19 protein-coding genes and 1 pseudogene are annotated in these 20,696 nt (G+C 60.8%); 10 read left to right on the top strand and 10 right to left on the bottom strand.

Going from position 1 to position 20,696, the window contains the following annotated elements:
* Positions 1–3 precede the first annotated feature (3 nt).
* The 4 genes from AC1MLZ_RS19370 to AC1MLZ_RS19355 are packed head-to-tail and all read right to left on the bottom strand — an operon-like array spanning position 4 to position 2,063.
* Positions 4–822, bottom strand: a complete 819-nt coding sequence (locus AC1MLZ_RS19370; protein ID WP_480961635.1) for a type-F conjugative transfer system secretin TraK — start codon at positions 820–822, stop codon at positions 4–6.
* Positions 819–1,391, bottom strand: a complete 573-nt coding sequence (locus AC1MLZ_RS19365) for a type IV conjugative transfer system protein TraE (protein WP_480961634.1) — start codon at positions 1,389–1,391, stop codon at positions 819–821. The genes AC1MLZ_RS19370 and AC1MLZ_RS19365 overlap by 4 nt, the downstream gene beginning before the upstream one ends.
* 1 nt (position 1,392) lies before the next feature.
* The gene (gene traL / locus AC1MLZ_RS19360) at positions 1,393–1,683 is read right to left on the bottom strand and encodes a type IV conjugative transfer system protein TraL (protein ID WP_031439148.1); all 291 of its coding nucleotides are present in this window, start codon (positions 1,681–1,683) and stop codon (positions 1,393–1,395) included.
* Positions 1,684–1,742: 59 nt separating this feature from the next.
* Positions 1,743–2,063: a TrbC/VirB2 family protein gene (locus AC1MLZ_RS19355; RefSeq protein WP_132741246.1), complete on the bottom strand. Its 321-nt coding sequence runs from the start codon at positions 2,061–2,063 to the stop codon at positions 1,743–1,745.
* A 345-nt stretch (positions 2,064–2,408) separates the two neighbouring features.
* On the opposite strand from AC1MLZ_RS19355, the gene AC1MLZ_RS19350 reads away from it, so the two are divergent.
* From AC1MLZ_RS19350 to AC1MLZ_RS19335, 4 genes are all read left to right on the top strand, one after another.
* Positions 2,409–2,888, top strand: coding sequence for a hypothetical protein (locus AC1MLZ_RS19350; protein WP_480961633.1), 480 nt, complete (start codon positions 2,409–2,411; stop codon positions 2,886–2,888).
* Between the two features lie 81 nt (positions 2,889–2,969).
* Entirely contained in the window at positions 2,970–3,488 is a 519-nt protein-coding gene (locus AC1MLZ_RS19345; RefSeq protein WP_132741242.1) for a hypothetical protein, read from the top strand.
* Between the two features lie 536 nt (positions 3,489–4,024).
* Positions 4,025–5,374: a plasmid replication protein RepC gene (gene repC / locus AC1MLZ_RS19340; protein ID WP_480961632.1), complete on the top strand. Its 1,350-nt coding sequence runs from the start codon at positions 4,025–4,027 to the stop codon at positions 5,372–5,374.
* A 183-nt stretch (positions 5,375–5,557) separates the two neighbouring features.
* Entirely contained in the window at positions 5,558–6,433 is an 876-nt protein-coding gene (locus AC1MLZ_RS19335; RefSeq protein WP_253069883.1) for a replication initiator protein A, read from the top strand.
* Here the strand turns inward: AC1MLZ_RS19335 and AC1MLZ_RS19330 are convergent.
* Entirely contained in the window at positions 6,430–7,332 is a 903-nt protein-coding gene (locus tag AC1MLZ_RS19330; RefSeq protein WP_480961631.1) for a lytic transglycosylase domain-containing protein, read from the bottom strand. The genes AC1MLZ_RS19335 and AC1MLZ_RS19330 overlap by 4 nt on opposite strands.
* Positions 7,333–7,447: 115 nt before the next feature.
* On the opposite strand from AC1MLZ_RS19330, the gene AC1MLZ_RS19325 reads away from it, so the two are divergent.
* On the top strand, positions 7,448–8,740 hold the full coding sequence (locus AC1MLZ_RS19325) for a hypothetical protein (protein ID WP_480961630.1): 1,293 nt from the start codon (positions 7,448–7,450) through the stop codon (positions 8,738–8,740).
* A 4-nt stretch (positions 8,741–8,744) separates the two neighbouring features.
* Here the strand turns inward: AC1MLZ_RS19325 and AC1MLZ_RS19320 are convergent, their stop codons facing one another.
* Complete coding sequence (locus AC1MLZ_RS19320) at positions 8,745–9,014, bottom strand: hypothetical protein (protein WP_480961629.1); 270 nt, start codon at positions 9,012–9,014, stop codon at positions 8,745–8,747.
* A 232-nt stretch (positions 9,015–9,246) separates the two neighbouring features.
* Between AC1MLZ_RS19320 and AC1MLZ_RS19315 the strand changes: the two genes are divergently transcribed.
* Positions 9,247–9,462 (top strand): hypothetical protein, encoded by a 216-nt coding sequence (locus AC1MLZ_RS19315; RefSeq protein WP_480961628.1) that lies wholly within the window; start codon positions 9,247–9,249, stop codon positions 9,460–9,462.
* A 31-nt stretch (positions 9,463–9,493) separates the two neighbouring features.
* Here the strand turns inward: AC1MLZ_RS19315 and tnpC are convergent, their stop codons facing one another.
* The gene (gene tnpC, locus AC1MLZ_RS19310) at positions 9,494–10,846 is read right to left on the bottom strand and encodes an IS66 family transposase (RefSeq protein ID WP_480961354.1); all 1,353 of its coding nucleotides are present in this window, start codon (positions 10,844–10,846) and stop codon (positions 9,494–9,496) included.
* 98 nt (positions 10,847–10,944) lie between these two features.
* Between tnpC and AC1MLZ_RS19305 the strand changes: the two genes are divergently transcribed.
* The 3 genes and pseudogenes from AC1MLZ_RS19305 to AC1MLZ_RS19295 all read left to right on the top strand — a co-directional run bounded on the left by AC1MLZ_RS19305 (position 10,945) and on the right by AC1MLZ_RS19295 (position 16,566).
* Complete coding sequence (locus AC1MLZ_RS19305) at positions 10,945–11,799, top strand: DUF7146 domain-containing protein (protein ID WP_480961627.1); 855 nt, start codon at positions 10,945–10,947, stop codon at positions 11,797–11,799.
* A 37-nt stretch (positions 11,800–11,836) separates the two neighbouring features.
* Positions 11,837–16,044, top strand: a pseudogene (locus AC1MLZ_RS19300) (strawberry notch-like NTP hydrolase domain-containing protein).
* A gap of 258 nt (positions 16,045–16,302) precedes the next feature.
* Positions 16,303–16,566, top strand: a complete 264-nt coding sequence (locus AC1MLZ_RS19295; RefSeq protein ID WP_480961626.1) for a hypothetical protein — start codon at positions 16,303–16,305, stop codon at positions 16,564–16,566.
* A 707-nt stretch (positions 16,567–17,273) separates the two neighbouring features.
* On the opposite strand, the gene AC1MLZ_RS19290 is transcribed toward AC1MLZ_RS19295, so the two are convergent.
* Positions 17,274–18,749: a sensor domain-containing diguanylate cyclase gene (locus tag AC1MLZ_RS19290; RefSeq protein WP_056418723.1), complete on the bottom strand. Its 1,476-nt coding sequence runs from the start codon at positions 18,747–18,749 to the stop codon at positions 17,274–17,276.
* 133 nt (positions 18,750–18,882) lie between these two features.
* Between AC1MLZ_RS19290 and AC1MLZ_RS19285 the strand changes: the two genes are divergently transcribed.
* Positions 18,883–19,032, top strand: coding sequence for a hypothetical protein (locus AC1MLZ_RS19285; RefSeq protein WP_162237052.1), 150 nt, complete (start codon positions 18,883–18,885; stop codon positions 19,030–19,032).
* Between the two features lie 441 nt (positions 19,033–19,473).
* Here the strand turns inward: AC1MLZ_RS19285 and AC1MLZ_RS19280 are convergent, their stop codons facing one another.
* Positions 19,474–20,115, bottom strand: coding sequence for a TorF family putative porin (locus AC1MLZ_RS19280; protein WP_235516971.1), 642 nt, complete (start codon positions 20,113–20,115; stop codon positions 19,474–19,476).
* Positions 20,116–20,213: 98 nt separating this feature from the next.
* On the bottom strand, positions 20,214–20,663 hold the full coding sequence (locus tag AC1MLZ_RS19275) for a hypothetical protein (RefSeq protein ID WP_055876914.1): 450 nt from the start codon (positions 20,661–20,663) through the stop codon (positions 20,214–20,216).
* Positions 20,664–20,696 lie beyond the last annotated feature (33 nt).

The raw sequence follows: 20,696 nt of genomic DNA, 5'->3' as shown, positions 1-20,696 counted from the left end.
GGCTTAGTTTCCGTTCCGCGAGACGAGGTAAGCGGTCGTGACCCGACCCGGCGCGAGCTTGGGTTCGGCGATCGAGACCGCGAGTGCGCTCGATGGCGCCACGCTGGCCTCGGTCAGCACCGTTTCCTTGGTGCCCTTGTTTTCGATGCGCAGGACGCGGCCGGTGAGAGCGTCGCCGCGATATTCAGCGATCATCTGAACCTTGAGGTCGCCGACATAGACGGGCTTGAGCGAGCGCTGACGCATCTCGAAGCCGTCGACCGTCTTGTTGGCGTACATCGCCTGCACCAGCGTTACAGCGGCCTCTTCCGGCGAGGACGTCTGTGCAACCTTCGTGGCAGTACCGGCTTCCGCAGCGTCGGCCTTGGCGATCGCGGGGTTCGAGACGAACACCTGCACCGCCTGATCGCCACTGATCCGGCACTGGAACTTGTAGACGTAGCCGCGCTTGCTGGTGCCGAAGAACGACAGGAGCCGACGACCAAAGCCTTCCGGCACCGACAGGTAGATGTCGCCACGGACCGGCTCGTTGACGACGGAGAAGTCGTCCGAGGGGTTGCCCGTATTGATCTTGGACACGCCGGCGAACTCGTCGCCGACGAGGCTGATCCGGGTGAGGTCCTTGGCGGACGCGTTGCAGGAGACCTGCGCGCCGTCGTCGGCCATTAGGGTCTGGTCGCCAGCCGCGAAGGCGGGGGCCGCAAAGACGAAGATCGCCACGGCAATTAGAGCGGCACCGGCGATGCGGCTTAGCCAGCAAAAGGTGCGGCTGGAGAGGGCAGTGCCGAGCGCAGCGCTGCCAAAGGCGTAGATCGCGGTCACATCGCAGCTCCCGTACGGGTCTTGGGTTGGACCATGCTGAAGCCGACGAGCTTCAGGGTCATGCCGGCATATTCCCAGTCGTAGACAAAGGTCCGCTGCTCGGATGACACGATCTTCTGACCGATGACCGTGTTGAGCTTGCCCGACACGGTGGACTGGAGCGCCTTGGGGTCGATCTCCATGCCCTCGAGCGTAAAATACTGCGACATGCTGGAGCCGCGCTGCTCGTCAACGATCTTGAGGAGGTCGGCTTTGATCTTGCCCTGCGACTTGGGCGAAACGATCGCGAGGACTGATTTCATCCAGTAATCGAGACTGCTTGGGGTGCGGTTGAGCGTCAGTACGGCCGTGTCGCGGGTCACAAGTTCCAAATACTCGCGCGAGACACCCGACGTGGACAGCGTGACAGGCGAGCCAAGAACCGGCTGCAGCACAATCTCGCGACTACGTGTCGCCGACATCAGGAGCAGGAGCGCAACAAAACCGGCAAGAACCAATGCGGCGATGCCGAGGACATTACGCTGGCGAAGGACGCGCTGGCTTTGCGCGTGCTGGTAGGAAAAATCCATGTCAGCCCACCATTAGTCGGAGGTAGGAAGGTGGCGTGGCGCGCAGCGACGGGAAGCCGCCTGGCAGATGCCAATACGCCAGATGAATCAGCCACGACGTTGCCCGTCCCGCCTTTGCCCTCCTAAGGGCCCACCAGCCTAGGACGGCTAAGCCGATCCCGATGACGATGTGTTGGGACAGGATCCCCCAAGTAAAGGGGATAACCATCGCGAGGAACTCGTCGAGCGTCCAGAACCCGATCAGCTCAGGATCGTCGAGGTGCGATGGGATCACGTACTTATCGGCTGACATCACGCCACCTTCAAAAACGGTGCCGGCGAAGCTGCTATCAACGCCGGCACCGGGTCGGTTCAGATGGTGGCGGTGACGGTCGAGGTGACGATCGGAATGCCGGTACCGGCGCCGACGCCCACACCGACCGGGATCGCGACCTGGCCGAGCGAGAAGCGGCCCGAGGCCAGGCCGACGACGCCGCCAGCGAGCGACAGGACGGTGATGATCTTGCCGCCCGAACCTTCGAGGAAGCCGGTGAAGGCATTGAGTGCCGTGTTGAACGTAGCGTCTGCACCGGCGAATGCCGGCGAAGCGAGAACAGCGGCTGCTGCTGCCGCACCAATGACCGCCAGGGCGGTCGTCTCGGCGCGACGGCCGATCTTGAACGTGGTCTTCATGATAAGGAGTCTCCTTCGATCGAGCGCTGTTCAGCGCGCCCAAGAGGAGATTGGCCGGCAGCAATCTTCAGTCGCAAACGGAAATCGTCGGAACATTGCTAACGCTTATGCATTTCTTAACATTCCGAGCTGATCTTGCCTTTTGCGAATCACCTTGCCCGACTGGGCCGGGCGCCCGCCCGGAATTTCAGGGCACCTGCCCGAGAAACGCGGGCGGCCTGTTTTGGGATACCCGGTCATCTGGTTTGGCATCCAGATCGTAACTGGTTTAGCTGTTACGCTGCAGAATGCGGTTTTCGCCTTTTATGAGTATGCAAGGGTCCGGAGTGGACCCGGGATTGAAGGTTGACCAACGTGACGGCTGAAAAGGCGTTTTATATTTCCGTCTCGGATCACTATTTCCGGCTGACCACCGAAGGTGTCAGACTTCTGTCGAACAAGCATCGTTCGTATTATTCTTTGCCTATGGTCATAGACGAACGCGCCGAGCGTGCTTCCGACTTGGTAAATAGCTATGACGCTGAGGACATGCGAAACCATCTTCGCATAATCTCGAGCGAGGGGGAGGTCGAGATCGACTTCTCTATCCTAGAGACCAGCGCCAGCACGATCGAGGCAGCTGCACTCTCGCTTGGTGAGGCACTCGGGCAAGAGGTTCTCTTAGCTGACGCTGTGTCGCTGGTACTTTTTGACCTCATTGTTGAACGGAATGCTACGGAGGTTCTCACAAAGCTTGGGCTTTCCGCTTCTGAGGCCGAAAATTATCGCGTTTCCCTGAAGAAGAAAGATGCGAACGTCATCCCGTTGCGACCTAAACGACCATAACCACTTGTTTCGAACCAGCTTTAGGGTTGCCTTTTACGATTTGGTGAGTCTACCCATAAGCCATCAGCCGGGAGAATGGCGATGGGCGAAGCGACGCGAAGTTGGGCGGAAAACCCAGCGGGGGCAATTCCGAGTTTCGAATTAGAGGATTACATCCTAGCCAGGATGGACCTTGCACGGGTAAGCGTCAGGGAACTGGCGACATTGACAAAAATCGGTCGGAGCCGTCTCCATGACGGGCTTCACCGTAAGGTCGAAAAGCGTGTCGCTCTCAAGATGCCTGAGATAGCAGCTATCCTCGAGGCATTGGGCATCAGCAAAATCGAAGCAATGTATGCTCAGGATCTGCTCCAAAAAAACGAGGCGGGAGTCGAACTAAGAGACCTCCTGAAGGTCATATCAATGGTACTCGGCGTCGTGACCGGCCTTCCTGAGCAGATCATTACCGTTGTAAGGCATGTTGACGGTCTCGGTTTTGACGATGTTCGACCTGAGCACGGCGAAGCTGCTCAAGAGCTGATAGTACGAGCTATAGAGGTGGAATACCAAAAAATCGGTATGCGCCGGTCCAAACGGCTCGACGAGTTTGGGGCGGAATAACGGGTCCCGAACGGCTCGTTTGGTTATACCGGGATGGTACCGTTTCCCCCCTCTCGCGGACTCAGTGAGATAGGGTAACTGAAAGCACGAGCGATACTCTAAGCTGCTACTCTCGGCGAGGGAGGGACGCGTCGCGTGACGACGTGCCTCTCGTGCTTTCAGTTACTCTATCTAATGAAGCCCTTTTTTTGGTGCGTCCGAGATACGGAAACTGAAAGCACGAGAATTTCCTCGTCAAAGAAACCGAAAGCACGAGCCAACGCAAGCGACTTCCCATGCCGCTGCCGTTTAGGCTGTCGCTATCGCCGAGTCCGGAATCACGGGAGGCGATCTCGAGGTCGCTTGGCCTCGCGAAACCTAATTGAGGGAATGCCGTGCAAAGAAGAAAAGCCCGGCAATAGGTCGGAGCTTTCGGAATTTCGGAAGTGCTGCGTAACAACAGCGGCATAGCCAAATTACGATGATGCAGCGGGAATGCGTGCCTAGCGCGCCACGGACTTCTGCGTCCGCACGGAAATCCAAAGGGGGTTCTCCGAATGAATTCTATTACCTTCGCTCCAGGGGCTGGCCATCGGCGAGTAGACGAACGCACAGCATCGACTGGACGGATCGCTGAAGACTTTTCCGGGCTTCCCGAACGCGTAAGTCATCGGCATGTTCTAACAGCTTTTAAACGTGCGGCTCCCTATATTGGTGTACCATCTCGCCTTGTGCATGCGGTTGACACACTGATGAGTTGGTCGCGGGAGGTAGACTGGAGTGAGGGACAGCGCCCGATTGTCTTTCCTTCTAACGAAACGCTCAGTCAAAAGCTTGGAATTGGTATTCGGCAGCTTCAAAAGCTGCTGAACAGTGCAACGCGGTGGGGGCTGGTTGCACACCGCGACAGCGCCAATGGCAAGCGTATCGGAGCAAGGGGAAAAGACGGCCGGCTGATCTATGCTTACGGGATAGATCTTAGCCCGCTTGGCGTGCGCTACGATGAATTCGTCCGCATAGCTGACGAGGGGACAGAGGCGGACTTGCGCATAAATGTTCTTCGAAAGCGTCTTACCGCAGCCCGCCGCCGCATCAGCAGCCTGGTGCAGCTTATCATCGACGAGGAGATCGGAGGTGTCGATGCAACCGGCATCATCGAAAGCACTCAGTTGGCTACTCATCAGATGCGGAAGGTTCGGGATGAACGCTTGCTCCAGGCGTGTGTTTCAAAGCTGGAAGGTCATGCGGCAGCGCTCGATGAGCGCATTAGGACGGTTTCGGCGAGGGATAACGAGGAATGGGAACCGGTAAAAGATTCACCCTCGGGCGTCTTAAACGACACCCACTATACAACTACAAAACAACCACCCATTGCTAAAGCAACATACTGTAGAGGCTTGGCGAGAAGCAGTAGTGAGCGAGGCTACGACGTCCGTAACAACGAGCCGCAAAGTGAAGTTGAGGCGGACCTAGCCCATCACGGCGTTGATCCGCGCTTTATTGCCGCCGTGGCTCCCGAGTTCATTTCGTGTCCTCCCGAGCAAATGACATGGGGTATTATCATCGGTGACGCCGAGAGGCTCATTGCCCAAGCTGCAATCCCAGCCAATGTTTGGTATGAGGCTTGTCGACTAATGGGTCAGAAAGGCGCGGCAGCCTCGGTTATCGCGACGGCCCATAAACACGTTCGAGGCGATGTCGATCGCCCCGGAGCGTATCTTCGCGGCATGAATAAGAACGCCGCCTCGGGAAAACTGAACTTGGGGCGGACTTTTCATGGCCTGAAGGACCACGCCAAAAGGCAACCAGTCCGATCGCTATCGAGCAGCTCAGACCTTCGATCCATAGGCCAGCTTTTGGCGACGGCGCTGAGGTCTGAAAGTCGGGTCGGGCCGGCATTGCTGTGAGTGAGGATAGGGTAACCGAAAGCACGAGGCCTAGCGTCTCCTTTCGTTGTACCCTGACGAGATCCGGCGATCGCGACCGATTGAACCGCCAAAGCTCGTGCTTTCAGTTACCCTATGTTCGACTAGGGGTGATTCTAGAGGATAGAATGATAAGAAGGGGGTGTATTGCAAAGGGGATCGATGATGGCGAAATCACCAGCGATAGCGCGGCAGATTTCACTGTTCGACATGGACAGCCCGCTTCACGGAAAAGTCCGCGGCGAGCGGAGCATCATGGACTACCCGTTCTTCGTGCTTTCGAAGAATGCGCACCTTGAGCCTATCGAGTACAAGCATGACCAGGTGACCATTCAAATCCGGCCAAGCGCAACCGGTGTTGCGACAATGTGGGACAAGGAAATCCTTCTGTATGTTGCCTCCCTCGTTGCGCAGGCGATAGCTGATGGCCAGATCTCAGATGAGGACGTGACTTTTTCAGCTCATGACTTCTTTCGCATCACCGGAGTCGAGCGACCGTCGGTACGCGATTACCGGCGGTTTGGTGAAGCGCTGGAACGCCTTCAAGGCACTCAGATAAAGACGAATATCGAGACCGGATCAAAAATCGACCGGGGCTGGTTCTCGTGGCTGTCCGAGGCGCAGGTCGAGTACGAGAAAATGGCGAACGGGGACGAAGTCCTTCGCTATGTGCGCGTCCGCCCATGCAATTGGCTATACCGCGCAATCAAACGTGATCAGCGGATCTACCATTATCACCATGACTATTTTCGTTTGGGTGCAATCGAACGTCGTCTTTACGAAATTGCCCATTGTTACTGCGAAGCTGGTCCAATCGACATCAATCTTGAGGAGCTTCATCACAAAATTGGTTCTATGGGTCCAATGAAACGGCTAAAGCAGCTTCTCAAGAGCATTGAAGCAGAAAACCGGCTACCAGAGTATGACGTCAGCTTGATCGAGGTCGTATCCGGCGAACGAACAGACTCGCTTGGTCGTCGCCGTAAATCCGTCACTACATCGGTTCGCATGAAGCCTAGGCAGAGGTCAATTTCTGCTTAGAAGCGCTGCATCGCGGCGACCTTGGTATAGCCCGCTGACCGATTATAGATCGGGGAAGGCGAGCGAGCTGGCGACGTCAGCCGCGACCAGTTCGCGATAATGGCTGAGACGTAAGCCTGTGTTTCGGTGATGCGCGGGACCATGCCGCCGTGCACGCGACCTGGACCTGCGTTATAGGCGGCCAGCGCCAAGTGAACTTGGCCGAAACGATCAAGCTGCTGCCGAAGATAACGGGCACCACCACGCATGTTCTGCAGCGGATCATACCGATCGACGCCGAGGCCAACCGCCGTCCCCGGCATTAGCTGCGCGAGGCCGTAGGCGTTCGCCGTCGATGTGGCGATCGGATTGTACCCGCTCTCGCGGATAATCATCGCATCGAACAAACCGGTCGGGATACCATGCTCGCAGGCCACCGCGCTCATCATCCCATAGTAGGCGGCACGACGCGCCTCCGCACTCCGGGCAAGAAACCCTGACGGACGATAGGACAGCGGAGCACAACCGGGTTTGAAAGAGACGGGCTGGATGGTGATCCCCCCGCGTAGCCAGCCCGGAACCTGGATAGATGAAAACGCCGCAATACCTGTGGGCTCGCCACTCATAATAGGAGCACCCACCGGGGTTACCGCCGCTGCAGCGATCTCCTGCTGCATGCGGAACTGAACGTAGCGGCGACTAAGATCATGGACTTGAAAGGCGTCCGGCAGCGGCGACGGCTCGGCTATTGCCGCTAATGGAGGGATCCCGGGCAAAGAGTTCGTGGCATCGGTGGGCAGACTCCCCGTCATCGAGATCAGCTGAACCTTCCGGAACGCTGAGCCCTTTGGAGCGGCACCGGCTTGCGAACCGACGATCAGAGCGGCGCAAAGGCCAGCAGCAGCGAGTGGATAACGCACGGAAAACCCCCATTGGCCTTGATATCCCAAGAGTTGAGGTCAAGCGGTTTGTGCTTGTCAAGACCACCAGACCTGCCGAAACTGGCTTCAATTAGCGCCTGAAGGTCACTCGAACATGTGGTTGATCCACCGCGATACCGACGGAAACAACGGGGATCGGATCCCGCTGCCGGCATCCCTGCATGAGGCGCTGGTGCGCTGGTATGTCGGCGACGGCTCGTTCCATGACGAACAAGCTGGCGTGACGCTCGTCCAGAATGCGCGAATCGGACACCGCTGGATCGCCTGCGGCTGTCTGGGACCGGGTAAGGCCCCGCCCATCCTGACGCCGGCTTACCTTTCCGAGGCCGAAACCTACTATTTGCGCCGGTTGACCAGCACTAAGCGGCCGGAGCACCGCACCGATTGCCCCTTCTTCCGCGACCAGGCCACCAATCGCATTACGGAAGTCAGGTCCCAAAACACCCCAACCGATCCACCTTCAGGCTTTTTCGAGGTCTTGCGACCAGCACCGGAGAAGCTCGCACAGCGGCCTGAGGACGACAGTCTCGACGATCGGACCCGCAACGCCTCGACCCCGCGGCTCGCGCGCCTCCTATGGCGCCTGCTCGACAGCGCGGGCTGCAATACGATTGCCCCGTTGGGTATGGGCTACGAATGGTCGATCAGGGAAGAGTTTGCATCGCTCGGCCGTGCGGCCGCCAAGATCGAGATCGCGCCGGGCGTCGAGCTGGCCAGGGCATTCTGGACACACGCGCGCCCCCTCGAGACGAACACGGTGTATGGCACACTACGCGCACTGGCGCCGAAATGGCCCAAGAGGCATGCTCCGCAAGGCTTCGTGGCGCTCTATGCAAAGGCGATCAAAGGCAATGAAATCCATGTGCCTGACGGTGAACCGGTCAACATCGCGACGCGCGTCCAATCGCCCTCGATCCGGGGTAACCACATCAGCGGACCGTACATCGTCCTTGTCGTCGCTGGCGAATATCCCGAGGCGCGCGGTTATGCGCCCCTGCGCGCCTATGCGCAGCCGATCTACAACGGACGTATGTTCGTGCCTGTCGAGTCCGACTTCGAGCGCAAGGCGCTACGCGCGATCCTCGATACCCAGCGCGTGTTGCATGCCCGGGGTGTAGACATGGCCATCAGCAAGCCGCTCTTCGATTCAATGACACCAAACGGCCCCTGCCGGCCGGACTTTGTCCTGGAGGCGAGGTCGCGAATGACGGGGGAATTGCGGACGGTGGTGGTGGAGGCGATAAGATTTGACAGCGACGAGTACGAAGCTGCCAAGGCGGTGACGCACCCTCGCATGGCCGTCCTGGGTGATCTCGTGACGCTAGATAGGTCCGAAATGGATCAGGATTCTGCGTCGACCAAACTGCTTCGGGTTCTGGATATTTGAGCAATCAGCTCCAAGTCATCGTCGCAGCGAAATAACTAAAGATTCCAAGCGTTACCGGTGTCGACAGTAGATACAGCTTTTGCCAGCGCCACCACGCCTTTGGCAGGAAAAGTACGGCTCCACGAACACTACGAACATCTTCCCATGCCCTGTCCCGGTACAAACCGTGGACCGTCACGGAGACTGACATAGCCATGGCGATTGCGCAGCACATAGCCGCTGCCAGATAAATGGCGATCCAGTTGGCAATCTCGACCTGCGAAAACTGGTTCATCGACACCTCGAATGAAAAAGAGCGCGCTCGACAAACCTGCGCAGAATGATTCTAGTTCCAAGAGCAGCTTAGCGGCGAGATTTTAGCAGCTGGTAAATGAGACTGTGCGCCACTTGGTCCGTCAAAAAAATGGAGTGGAGAGGGAGGGTAAGAAAAGGGTCGCGGAAAGCGGCCTTAACCTTCCACCCCAGGGCGGCCGGAAAAGGCAGCCTTCAGCACGAGGCCTGTAGCCATGACCAAGTACGTCCTTTTCATAAGGGACCACGGCGCCAAGGACGTCTTGGATTTCCATCCGAGCGAGATGTCCGCCAAAAAGGCTCTGGCCGCCTATGTGACGAAGAAGACAGGACGTGATCTGCCATCCGACCCGGAAGCGGCTGTCGAGGAGATCGCCAGCTACTTCGATCGTGACAAGACCTTCTACGCGATCGCCGGCGTCCCTGCGTAACTGCTCACCGGGCTGGCGTGCTGTAGCCTGATCAGGCGAGGGCGAACTTGCCATCGACAAGGTCGCGCACGGCCGCGAGCGCGGATTGGCCGCTCAGGCGGGCGGTCCCGGTGACGGAGCGGTATCCGGCGTGAATCTGGGCGCCCCAGTCCGAGCGGAAGCCATTGGTCACCTTGCGGAACACCACCGAGGGGCGGATCTCGCGCTCGGAGATGTTGTTGGTGGCGGGCACGTTACGATTGGTGAGGAAGACGAAGAACTTCGTCCGCCAGGCTTTGACCTGTTTGAGCAGCGCCTTGCCCGCAGGGTGCGCGACAGGCGCAAGCATCAGCCGGGACAGTTTGAGATCGGCTTTTGCAGCGTAGCTCACCAACGTACTGTCCTTGAGAGTGTGTCGTCGCCTGCCGACCCCGATCGCCCATCGCAGATGGTCGCGGATCGTGGGGGCAAAGATCGTGTCGCCGCAGTCGATGGCATATTGAACGTCACGCAGAACATGGGCGAGGCAGACTTGATGCGCTCCGGCCAGATCCTGCTGGCCGGCATAGCGGTCGGACACCCAGACGTCGGGCCGGTGATCTCCGAGCACTTCTGCGGCGACACGGCGTGCCCGGCTTGGCGCGACCTTGTGCAGCACGGCCTGGTCCGAAATGAACACCCACTGCCACTGGATCACGCCGTTGGTCCGCGTCGTCGTTTCGTCCGAGGCGATGATCCGAGCGCTGCGCAGCTTCTCACGGATCGCGCTCGTCGCGGTGGCCATGTCCTGACCCATCCGTCGGAAGATGTTGGCGATGGCGCCTTCGGAAATGGTCAGGCCGAACATCTCGGCCGCAACCCGCGATAGGCGCTCGAACCCGACATGATGGCTGTGGTGCAGGTAGGCCAGCAGTGAGCGGATGCCGGGCCCAAACGGCGTACCCGGCTGCATGCCCGCCGGAGCCTCGGCGCGATAGCGTCGGCCACAGCCCCCGCAGCGACCACCGAACAGCTCCACCCGCGTCACGACCGGCCGGATCGGGGGCAGGTCGATATGATCGTAGCGATGCCGGCAGCGCTGCGAAGCGCCCGACACATCCGTCCCGCAATGACCGCAGGCATCTGCAATCCGGCGCTCGGTCTTGTCCGGCGTCTCCGTCAGCGAGCGGGCCTTGCCTTCCCGAGCAGGGCGCGGCCCACCCGATAGTTTGCGCCGCTTCCTGTCACGACCGATCCCGTCCTTCGAAGGCGGGATATGCGAGTTGACCGACGTCTTGCGAGGCTTGCCTACGAGTGCTTCGAGCTCTGTGATCCGAGCGACCAGCCGCTCGATCATATCCTGCTGCTGCGCCAGCAGCGCATCCTTGTCAGCGTCACTCAGCCTGAAGCGCGGTGGAAGCGGCATGCGCAGGATGAATCAGATACACGCGCACTCCGCAACCCTTTCCTGCCAACCCGGTGAGCAGTTACGTCCCTGCCGGTGCGCGCTAAAGGGTATCGAATATGGCTATCATCGCCAATCGACCATCCCAGCACCTCGTCGATCTGGTCGGCGCGCTTGGCGGCACTTGGCACGGGAACAGTGCGATGTGTCGGTGCCCCGCGCATACCGACGGTACACCAAGCCTCTCGATCAGGCAGGGTGACCGCGGCCTGCTGGTGACCTGCTTTGCCGGGTGCGACGCCGGCGACATCCTGCGTGAGCTGGACCGGATACCAATCGGGCGCCGCTATAAACCGCCCGTTCTGGCCCAGGCAAAGGGTACGGCCAACATCGACCGGCTGTGGAGCGAGGCGGTAAGTGTCTCCGGTAACCTGGCCGAGCGCTACCTCGCCTCGAGGGGACTGTTGCCGGTGCCAACCGACGTCCGCTTCCATCCGCGCTGTCCGCTAGGTCCCAAGCCCATGACTGTCTTCAAGCCGGCACTGCTGATCGGGGTCCGTGAAGCGCAGCGCCTGGTCGCCTTTCAGCGCATCTTCCTGAAGCCCGATGGAGGCTATTCTCAGAAGGCGACGCTCGGCACGCTTGGTACCGGGGCATGGCGGGGCGGTGGCCTTAGTGCGGCCATTGGCCTGGCCGAAGGATTCGAGACGGCGCGGGCCTGGTCCCGGATTCGCGGACTACCTTGCTGGGCAACGCTCGGATCGCGCCGGCTCGATCTAGTGACGATCCCTGACAGCGTTACAAAGCTAATCCTCGCGGGCGATAATGATCTCGCCGGACGCCGTGCGGTTGCGCGAAGCATTGCCCGCTTCGCATCCGATAGTCGTGTCATCCAGGTCGATTACCCGGTGGGCTACAAAGACTGGGCCGAGGCGCTCGAGGCGGCAGAGAGGGGAGAGGGAGGGAGGCGGTGAGCTGTCGGATTGGCAGCGTAACCTGAGGGAACCTGCCATGTTCGATTTGCTCGATCTTCCGCCCGTCACCGATCACAGTGCAGCGGCAAGAATTGCCGGGTTGCTTGCATCGGGCACGCCGATCGCCCGCCGCGATATGAACGAGGCAATGACAGCGGCCTTTGGCGGCTCGGACGCCGATGGTCATTGGACGCAGCGCGACAGTTTCGAGACGCTCGAACACGGCATTGCGCTCCATCTCGCGTCGCGGCCGTACCAGCTCACTGGCATGTCGGACGTGGCACAGGCGTCGGCGATCATGGCGATGCTGCCGACCCAGACGGTGCGCAGCGAGGAACAGATCGACCTTCAGCAATTCTCGACGCCGGTCGATATTGCGGCGATGGCGGTGCTGATGGCCGCGATCGGTCCGCACGACATCGTCCTCGAACCCAGCGCCGGCAACGGCTTGCTGATCGTCCAGGCACCGGCGTGCGCCAGCCTGCAGCTGAACGAAATCGACACGAAACGCCGCGACCGCCTCGCCGGCATTTTCCCGGATGCGATCGTCACTGGTCACGACGGCGCGGCGCTGGTCAGTCTGCACGCGCGGCTGCCAAAGCCCACCGTAGTGCTGATGAATCCACCCTTCTCGCGCAGCGTCGGTCGCGGCGCCGACGATCTTGCTGCGCTTCGCCATCTCCAGGCAGCGATCCGCCGGGTCGCAAAGGGCGGTCGGGTGGTAGCGATCATGCCCGACTGGTTCGCGCCAAGCGCACGGCTGAAAGCGGCCTATGAGGCGGTGCTGACCGGCTGCACGGTTCGCACCTCGCTGCGGCTTGAGCATTGCTACCGCAAGCACGGCACCGATATCGCGGTGCGACTTTACCTCATCGACAAGGTGGCAGGCGGCACCTCGCACACCGTTATCCAGCGCAGTTCGGTCGCGGGTTTCCTCGACGCCGTGACCATCCCGCCGCGGGCCTCGCTGGTGGCTGATACCCCGATAGCGACACTGCCGGTGCCCGAACCCAGCCTGTTCGGCGCGGCGCGGCAAGCCAGAGCTACGGTTGCTCGCACGTATCATGCACCGGTGCGCAACACCGTACTGCCGGTCAGCTACAAAACGCTAGCTACGGCCGCACCTCTGGCCGACCAAGTTGGCCCTACCGGCCAAGCCGGATCGTGTTCGACGTCGCCGGCGACCACCCGACCGCGCTGGTGGAATCAGTGGCGATGGGTTCGATACCAGCACCCATTCCGACGCACATTGCCCACCTTCCGGAGCGCACGGTGACGGAGCGGATGCTGTCCTCATCGCAGCTCGAGACCGTGGTCTATGCGGGCCATGCTTGGGGTCAGCTGCTCCCCGGGTCGTTCAAGCCGGCCAAGGAAGGCGTCGAACTCACCATCGATCCCGAGGGCAGCCGTTACCGAAAGGGCTTCTTTCTGGGCGACGGTACTGGGGCGGGCAAAGGCCGACAGGTCGCAGCGTGCATCCTCGATAATTGGCTACAGGGTCGTCGCCGGCATATATGGGTGTCAAAGAACGAACCGCTGCTCGAAGATGCGCGTCGCGACTGGACAGCGCTCGGTGGCATGTCGGTCGACGTACAGCCGGTCTCCAACTGGAAGATCGATCAGCCGATCAAACTGGACGAGGGCGTGCTCTTCGTCACCTATCCGACGCTGCGCTCGATGCGTTCCGACCATAGCCGCCTGCAGCAGATCCTCGATTGGGCAGGCTCCGACTTCGACGGGGTGATCGCCTTCGACGAGGCGCACGAGATGGGCGGCGTCGCCGGTGGCGAGGGTGCCATGGGCAAAAAAGAAGGATCTCAGCAGGGCATCTGCGGCGTGCTGCTGCAGAACAACCTGCCCGGCGCCCGGGTCCTCTACGCCTCGGCAACCGGCGCATCCGATGTGAACAACCTCGCCTACGCAGTGCGGCTTGGCCTGTGGGGACCCGACACCGCGTTCGCAGACCGCGAGGCGTTCATTGCCGAAATTCGCAAGGGCGGGATCGCAGCGATGGAACTGGTGGCGCGCGACCTGAAGGCGCTCGGTCTCTATACCTCGCGCGCGCTGAGCTTCGCCGGCGTCGAGTACGACGTGCTGCGGCACGCACTGACGCCGGCGCAGATCGAGATCTACGACACCTATGCCAAGGCCTGGAGCGTCATTCACCAGAACATGGAAGAGGCGCTGGAACTGACCGGCGTCGTTGACGGGTTCGAAAAGAGGACGCTCAATAGCGGTGCGAAGGCCTCGGCACGCTCACGGCTGGAATCGACCAAGCAGCGCTTCTTCGGGCAGGTCCTGCTCTCGATGAAGCTGCCGACGGTCATCGCCGCGGTCGAACAGCATCTGAAGGCTGACCAGTCGGTGGTGCTGCAGCTGGTCACGACCGCCGAGGCTATACTCGATCGACGCCTGGCCCAGATGTCGGCCGACGAACGTGCGGATCCGATGATAGATTTGTCACCGACCGAGTATATTGCCGATTATCTGATGCGGGCGTTCCCGACGCGGCAGATGCAGACCTATACCGACGACACCGGTACCGCGCGTTCGGCGCCGATGAGCGATGAGTTTGGCAACCCGGTCCATAACCCCGACGCGCTCGCTGCCCGCGACCAGATGCTCGAGCACATCTGTGCACTGCCTCCGATCAAATCCGCACTCGACGCGCTGATCGAGCATTTCGGCACCGATATGGTGGCCGAGGTGACGGGGCGCTCGCGGCGTCTCGTACCGACGTCGGACGGTCGCCAGAAGATCGAGACCCGCTCGGGGCGGTCCTCGCAGGTTGAGACCGCGGCGTTCATGGCCGGCACGAAGCGGGTGCTGGTGTTCTCTGACGCTGGCGGCACCGGGCGCTCGTACCATGCCAGCCTCGATGCCAAGAACCAGCAGCAGCGCGCCCACTTCCTGCTCGAACCTGGCTGGCGTGCCGATCGCGCGATCCAGGGGCTTGGTCGCACGCACCGTACCCATCAGGCGACGACACCGCTGTTCCGGCCGGTGACCACCGACTGCAAGGGCGAGCTCCGCTTCACTTCGACAATCGCGCGGCGCCTCGACAGCCTTGGCGCCCTCACGCGCGGCCAGCGGCAGACCGGCGGGCAAAACCTGTTCGATCCAGCCGACAATCTCGAAAGTGAGTATGCCAAGGATGCACTCCTGACATGGTTCGCGCTCCTCGATGGCGGCAAGCTGACCAGCACGACGATGGACGACTTCTGCTCGCGCACCGGCCTCGAGCTGCACGACAATGACGGCGTCCTGAAGGAAGAGCTGCCGCCCATCCAACGCTGGCTGAACCGTCTGCTTGCGCTGCCGATCGGCCTCCAGAACCTGATCTTCGACGAATTCCTGGCACTCGTCGAAACCCGCGTCGCCGCAGCCCGCGAAGCCGGCACGCTCGATGTCGGCGTCGAGACGATCACGGCGGATACCGCGACGGTCCTCGACGACACGCTGCTGCGCACCGATCCCCTGTCGGGCGCGACCTCGCACCTTCTCACGATCGAGATCGCGCGCCGCAAGAATCCCATCTCGCTCGACCGTATCCTCGACCTCGCCAAATGGCAGGACGACGTCGCGTTCGTGGTCAACGCCCGGTCGGGGCGCGTCGCGCTCCGGACCCGGGCACGGTCGTGGATGGACGACGATGGCCAGCCGATCGCGCGCATCGAACTGCAGCGTCCCTGCCGACGTGAGTATCTGCGCGAGGCCGATCTGCTGGAAACGGCATGGGACGTTGTCGACCGGGAGACCTTCGAGGCCAGATGGAGCGCTGAGGTCATCGAGGCGGCAGGTCAGGTCGATACCGAGACGATCAGACTGGCGACCGGCCTGCTGCTGCCGATCTGGTCGGCGCTGCCGTCGGACCATCTCGCGGTGAACCGTATTGCGGACGCCCATGGCAATTCGTGGCTAGGCCGTCTCGTGTTCGACCAGCACGTGGTCCAGCTTTACACCAAGCTCGGGATCGCCAAGACCGACGATCTGCCGGTCGACGCGATCGCACGTTCCGTTCTCTCAGGGCGCAGCGTCGACGTCGTGCGGCCGTTCCCGATGACGCTCCGGCGATCGATCGTGAACGGCAACCCGAGGGTGGAGATCGTGGACGCACCCGCCTCGCAGTTGCCTTGGCTGAAATCGCTCGGCTGCTTCACCGAAATCATCGCTTACCGGACCCGCGTCTTCGTGCCGGCGACCGACGTAGAGGCTGTGTTAAGCCGGATACTGAAAGCCTCCTGATGGGGGTGAGTACACAGAACGGACCCAGTTGAACGCTAGCGATCGGCTGTGACGGAAAACCTCCAAAACCGGGTTTCGGCCTACTCGGTCAAAGCGATAGGGTTTGTCGAACAGGCTGAGCCTCGATTGACAGTCGCGTCAGTGGCTCCGGGGGTGCCATCGGAAATCATGTGTTTTCCGACAAAGCAGATCGCTCAAGGTAGTCGTTGGAAGCTAAGCCGGTTTGCCCGAAAGCCGCCATTCCGTCATTGTCTGGGCATGAACCACATCTATGCCAGCAGTGACGACTTCTTCCATGATCTGTGCTTGCTCACTGAAGCTTGGTGCGACCGCCGCTGCCTCCACGCGTTAGCCGACGTGCTACCGGCGTTCACTTCAATCAACGGATCGACGGACGGCTGGGGTGAACTGGCTGCCGCGTTGAAGGCCGCATTCCTGTCGAAGGACGCCCTGACCGGCCACGAGCGCCAGATGGTCGCCCAACTCCGGCGTGCAGCAGAAGACTCGGTTCGTTGGCGCTGATCTAACCCGTTCAGTCGTCGATTTCCTGAGGTCGGGCGTCCACAGCGGACGGTCCGCGTTCCTCCAAACCCGGACATTCCTGGTTACCGCGCGCCGAGACACCGACGACAAATAGCGCGATCAGAACACCGACAGAAAGCGTGAGCGTTTACTCAGGTCGGGGCGGGCGGCCTTCTCATTCAACGGTTCGTTTGCGGGAAGGCGGGTAAGGGCACCGTCCAGCCCGGGCGAACGGGTCCTACCATGATCTTATTGATGCACAGGCGGATCGATCCCATTCGCGGACTGTCACAACGGTCGTGAGCGAGCCGCAAACCAGCCGGTAAAAGCTGAGATTGCGACAGCCGGCACAGCGAGGACGCAGGACATTGCCAGGCCGATTACCCAGAGCGAGATAGTCCCAGCGTTGAGCCATATCACAGGAAGCTGGGCAAACGTCAGGATAACTCCTGCCATCCACCCCCTCGTCTTGAACGCTGCCCCTGCTAGCGCAGCTAGGCCCAACGAGGACGGGTACCAGAGACGCCAGTAGGCGTCGGCATCCCAGGGTTCCGCCGCGCCTGTCACCCAGCTGACGAAAAGCCAGGACAGGACACCGGATACCAGCAAGACGGGGATCTTCATCAGTCCGGTGCTCATCGGCTCATTGTCACATGCAAAATGCCTGAATCCTATTCTCGCCAACCAGGTGCCGGGGTCAAAGCAGATTATCGCGGCTCACCAACCAAACTTTGGATATGGGCGCTGTTGCCTGCAATAGCGCCCGTGCCTCGCTGCATCCGCTTCGCGCGGTACAGAGCCTCGTCTGCCTCTTTAAGCAACGAAGCCCGATCGACATAACTTGCGCCATAGACACAGGCTCCGATCGTCGCAGACACCGTTATAACGCTACGGTCGTCAGGCACGGCGTAGCGTAGGTCTGCGAGCAATCGCGCGATGTCTTGGACGAGTTCTTCGTGCGTACGCCGTCCGCGTAGGATCAGCACGAACTCGTCCCCGCCCAGTCGGGCGATGGAGTGATCGCCCAGATACTGTACTGCTTGCAGCTTGGCGGCCATCACCTGCAAAACCTTGTCCCCTGTCGCATGGCCAAGCCGGTCGTTGACCTCCTTGAACCGATCCAGATCGATGATTGCGATAGCAAGCGGTGCGCCTTCCCGGGCGCGATCGAGCGCAGCTTCCAATTCTTCGTTAAAAGCGCGTCGGCTTGGTATGCCCGTCAGTTCGTCGGTTCGAGCTACCGCAACCAGACGGCGCTCGAATTGGTACCGGTCCGTGATGTCCTGGATCACTCCCATGACGGCGACACGCTTACCGGCGCGCTCATCGATCTCACCCAATGTGCGCACGCGACGGGGCCGCCCCTGCGCATCTGTGAAGTTCAGCTCCAGATCCCATGCAGTCCCTTGCCGCACACAGCGGTCTAGCGCTGCTTCCAACTTGGCACGATCGTCTTCGGGGTAGAACTGCATAGCTAGGGCAAGCTGCGCTTGCGAGCCCGGTGCCAGGCCGTGGATCGCGTAGGTCTGATCGGACCAGTGTATCCGTCCGCCTTCAAGCTCGAGGCGCCACGACCCGATCCTTGCCATGCGTTCGGCGTGCTGGAGCAGTCTGTGCGTGCGGGCCATGTCACCGAGGGCCTCCTGGCGATCAAGCGCCAGCTGTAGGTTCTCTTTGCTGGTCCGGCGCGCCTCAAGCAGCGCTTCGACGACCCGCGCCATACCGGCGAGTATCTCCAGCTTTTCGCGGGTCGGATCCTGCGGTTTGTCGTCAGCCACGCACAAGGTGCCGATCGGCAGCGCGGCACCTCCTCCTGGTGGTGTCACTCGCAACGGCACGCCTGCATAGAAACGCACAAAGGGTGTTTCCACCACCATAGGATTGGTTGCAAAGCGCGGGTCTTCGCGCGTGTCCGCAATGACGAGCAGATCGTCGGCAGCGATCGTATGGGTGCAAAAAGACACATCTCGTGGTGTCTCGCTAGCCTCAAGGCCGCACGCTGCCTTGAACCACTGCCGGTCCGCGTCAACTAACGAAACGAAAGCGAACTTGCAGCCAAAGAGATGCCGCGCCCCTACAGCGATGGCGTCGAACTCGGCTTCAGGGGGAGTGTCGAGCATATCGAGAGCACGAAGCGCGTCCAGCCGCGCTACCTCGTCGACTATGCCGGTTAGGTTTACCATGGGGGACGGTAGCATAAGTGAGGTTGGCATCGGGTTAACGGCATGTACAGGGTCGGTACATCGCCGCGACTCGCTAATGGCATGGCGGCGACTGAGAGACGCTGGAGCGCTCCCGCTTGATAGGAGCATAAACGTGTCCAACTCGAGCGATCTGAGCACTCTTGTTCGTAACGAAGCGCGCGCGCGGGAACAGGCCGAAGCCAGTAACGACGTTTCAGCTCGCATCGCTCATCTGGCTCGTGCTGCCGGGTACGCCAAAATGATCAAGGCTTTGAAGCCATGATGGACGGCGAAACAACCGCTCAGCGCCTCGAACGTCTAATAACGGTTATCGGTCAGGCTTTGGCGGTCGCGGATGCTGGTGACCAACCGTTGGTAGGCGCGCATCTTCATAAATGCCTTCGAACGGCAATCGCGTTGCGTGCTATTCCCGATAGTTTGTCACGGCCTTTTTAATAGCAATCAGCCCGATATCGTGAAGGCGGCAGCAAACAAGTTCGCTCGCCAGCAAAACTTACCATCCGCGACTTCTAATCCCGCAAACGAACGATGATCGAGACGGATAGGGCGTTCTCGGACTCGATCCCGGTCGATACGATCAGGAGCGCGACGTCAGGCTATTTTTCAACCGCACCGGCCGTTTGTTTAACATATACAGACGGTTCTGCCGAGGCAGATCGTATACACATCAGCGTTAATGGGCACTCACTGACCGCGGTAATCGTCAGAACGAAACCTGTACGCGCCCTACGATTCTGTCTCCGGCGTTGCGTTGATCGGCAAACCTGCTGGCAGTGGCGGTGCGGGAGACGTCAGTCCCAATATAATCGACGCCGATCGTCAGACGGTCACGACGATGCTCGAGACCCAGCCGCCAGTTGATGTAACTGCCGCCCGGACGAAGACGCTGCACCCGACTGGGGTCGCGGACGCTGCCGGACGAGTGGCCGACTTCGGCCAGCATCGTCAGCGGCGTACCAGGAATACCGGCATTGGCGTTCGCATAGACATACACGTTGCTGCCACCGATCGCGCGCTGCGACGGCGCGCCGATCACGCCGGCCGTGGCGTAGAGCGGACCATAGGCATAGCTTGCCGATACGCCGGCCTCGACATAGTCCATGCGGCCCCGCGCGCCCGCGAATGCGTGGCCGGTGGCGTCGGTACGGATACGCACCGCACCCAGATCCCAGTCGGTTCCCACCGAAAGGTCGACGACCGCATCGGCGCCACCGTGTCGCACGCTGTTCCGAAGCGTTACCACGCGCGCCGATGCATCGAGCCGGCCGCGCGAGACGCGAATATCGCCCGCTAGCGCGGCACGTCCCTCACTCCAGCTCAGCCCGCGCCGTTCCTCTTCGCTCATCATTTCCAAGGTTACCGACCCGACATCTTGTGCAAACGCGGGCGTGATCAGGCCGCAACTTGCGGCACCGAGCACGCCCGCCAATCGAACGCGCCGGATCATCCTGCGCGCTGCGGACCGTGGATCCGGTCGAGCTCGACGCGCAGCATCTGCTCGTCTTCCTGCGCCAGCTTTACCAGATGCTGCTGCATGTCCGCGGACTTCGTCGCGACCTCCTTCTTGATCGCGCCATGGCTCGCAACGCACCAGCCGGGCCGGGTGCCGGAAATCACCGGTTCGCTGTCGATGCTGCGCACCAGCCTGGTACCCGACGCCGCGACCGCGTGCCGTGCCACTGACATGCTCGCCGCCCAGTCGCAGCGTAGCGACGACGGTCTTCCGCCGGGTGCAACCGCGCCCACCTGCTTGTGCGTGATGACAACGTCACCGCGATATTTGACGGCGACCGGACCGCTGCGGTGATCCACCTGGTTCTGATGATCGACAGTCATGCCGAGGGCCGCCCCGGTAGCAGCAAGCACCAAACCGGCGGTTAGAAAATAGGCCATATTCGTTCTCCTTTTGCCATCCCGATCCATTCT

Source organism: Sphingomonas sp. PEI4, from assembly GCF_056679955.1.
Note: the sequence above shows the minus strand (reverse complement) of the source record. Positions and strands in the feature narration are given on the sequence as shown.

What these genes read in the sequence shown, in the direction of transcription:
- AC1MLZ_RS19365 (WP_480961634.1), bottom strand. Translation starts at nt 1,391, where the DNA reads ATGGATTTTTCCTACCAGCACGCGCAAAGCCAGCGCGTCCTTCGCCAG.
- traL (WP_031439148.1), bottom strand. Translation starts at nt 1,683, where the DNA reads ATGTCAGCCGATAAGTACGTGATCCCATCGCACCTCGACGATCCTGAG.
- AC1MLZ_RS19355 (WP_132741246.1), bottom strand. Translation starts at nt 2,063, where the DNA reads ATGAAGACCACGTTCAAGATCGGCCGTCGCGCCGAGACGACCGCCCTG.
- AC1MLZ_RS19345 (WP_132741242.1), top strand. Translation starts at nt 2,970, where the DNA reads ATGGGCGAAGCGACGCGAAGTTGGGCGGAAAACCCAGCGGGGGCAATT.
- repC (WP_480961632.1), top strand. Translation starts at nt 4,025, where the DNA reads ATGAATTCTATTACCTTCGCTCCAGGGGCTGGCCATCGGCGAGTAGAC.
- AC1MLZ_RS19335 (WP_253069883.1), top strand. Translation starts at nt 5,558, where the DNA reads ATGGCGAAATCACCAGCGATAGCGCGGCAGATTTCACTGTTCGACATG.
- AC1MLZ_RS19325 (WP_480961630.1), top strand. Translation starts at nt 7,448, where the DNA reads ATGTGGTTGATCCACCGCGATACCGACGGAAACAACGGGGATCGGATC.
- AC1MLZ_RS19320 (WP_480961629.1), bottom strand. Translation starts at nt 9,014, where the DNA reads ATGAACCAGTTTTCGCAGGTCGAGATTGCCAACTGGATCGCCATTTAT.
- AC1MLZ_RS19315 (WP_480961628.1), top strand. Translation starts at nt 9,247, where the DNA reads ATGACCAAGTACGTCCTTTTCATAAGGGACCACGGCGCCAAGGACGTC.
- tnpC (WP_480961354.1), bottom strand. Translation starts at nt 10,846, where the DNA reads ATGCCGCTTCCACCGCGCTTCAGGCTGAGTGACGCTGACAAGGATGCG.
- AC1MLZ_RS19305 (WP_480961627.1), top strand. Translation starts at nt 10,945, where the DNA reads ATGGCTATCATCGCCAATCGACCATCCCAGCACCTCGTCGATCTGGTC.
- AC1MLZ_RS19295 (WP_480961626.1), top strand. Translation starts at nt 16,303, where the DNA reads ATGAACCACATCTATGCCAGCAGTGACGACTTCTTCCATGATCTGTGC.
- AC1MLZ_RS19290 (WP_056418723.1), bottom strand. Translation starts at nt 18,749, where the DNA reads ATGGTAAACCTAACCGGCATAGTCGACGAGGTAGCGCGGCTGGACGCG.
- AC1MLZ_RS19280 (WP_235516971.1), bottom strand. Translation starts at nt 20,115, where the DNA reads ATGAGCGAAGAGGAACGGCGCGGGCTGAGCTGGAGTGAGGGACGTGCC.
- AC1MLZ_RS19275 (WP_055876914.1), bottom strand. Translation starts at nt 20,663, where the DNA reads ATGGCCTATTTTCTAACCGCCGGTTTGGTGCTTGCTGCTACCGGGGCG.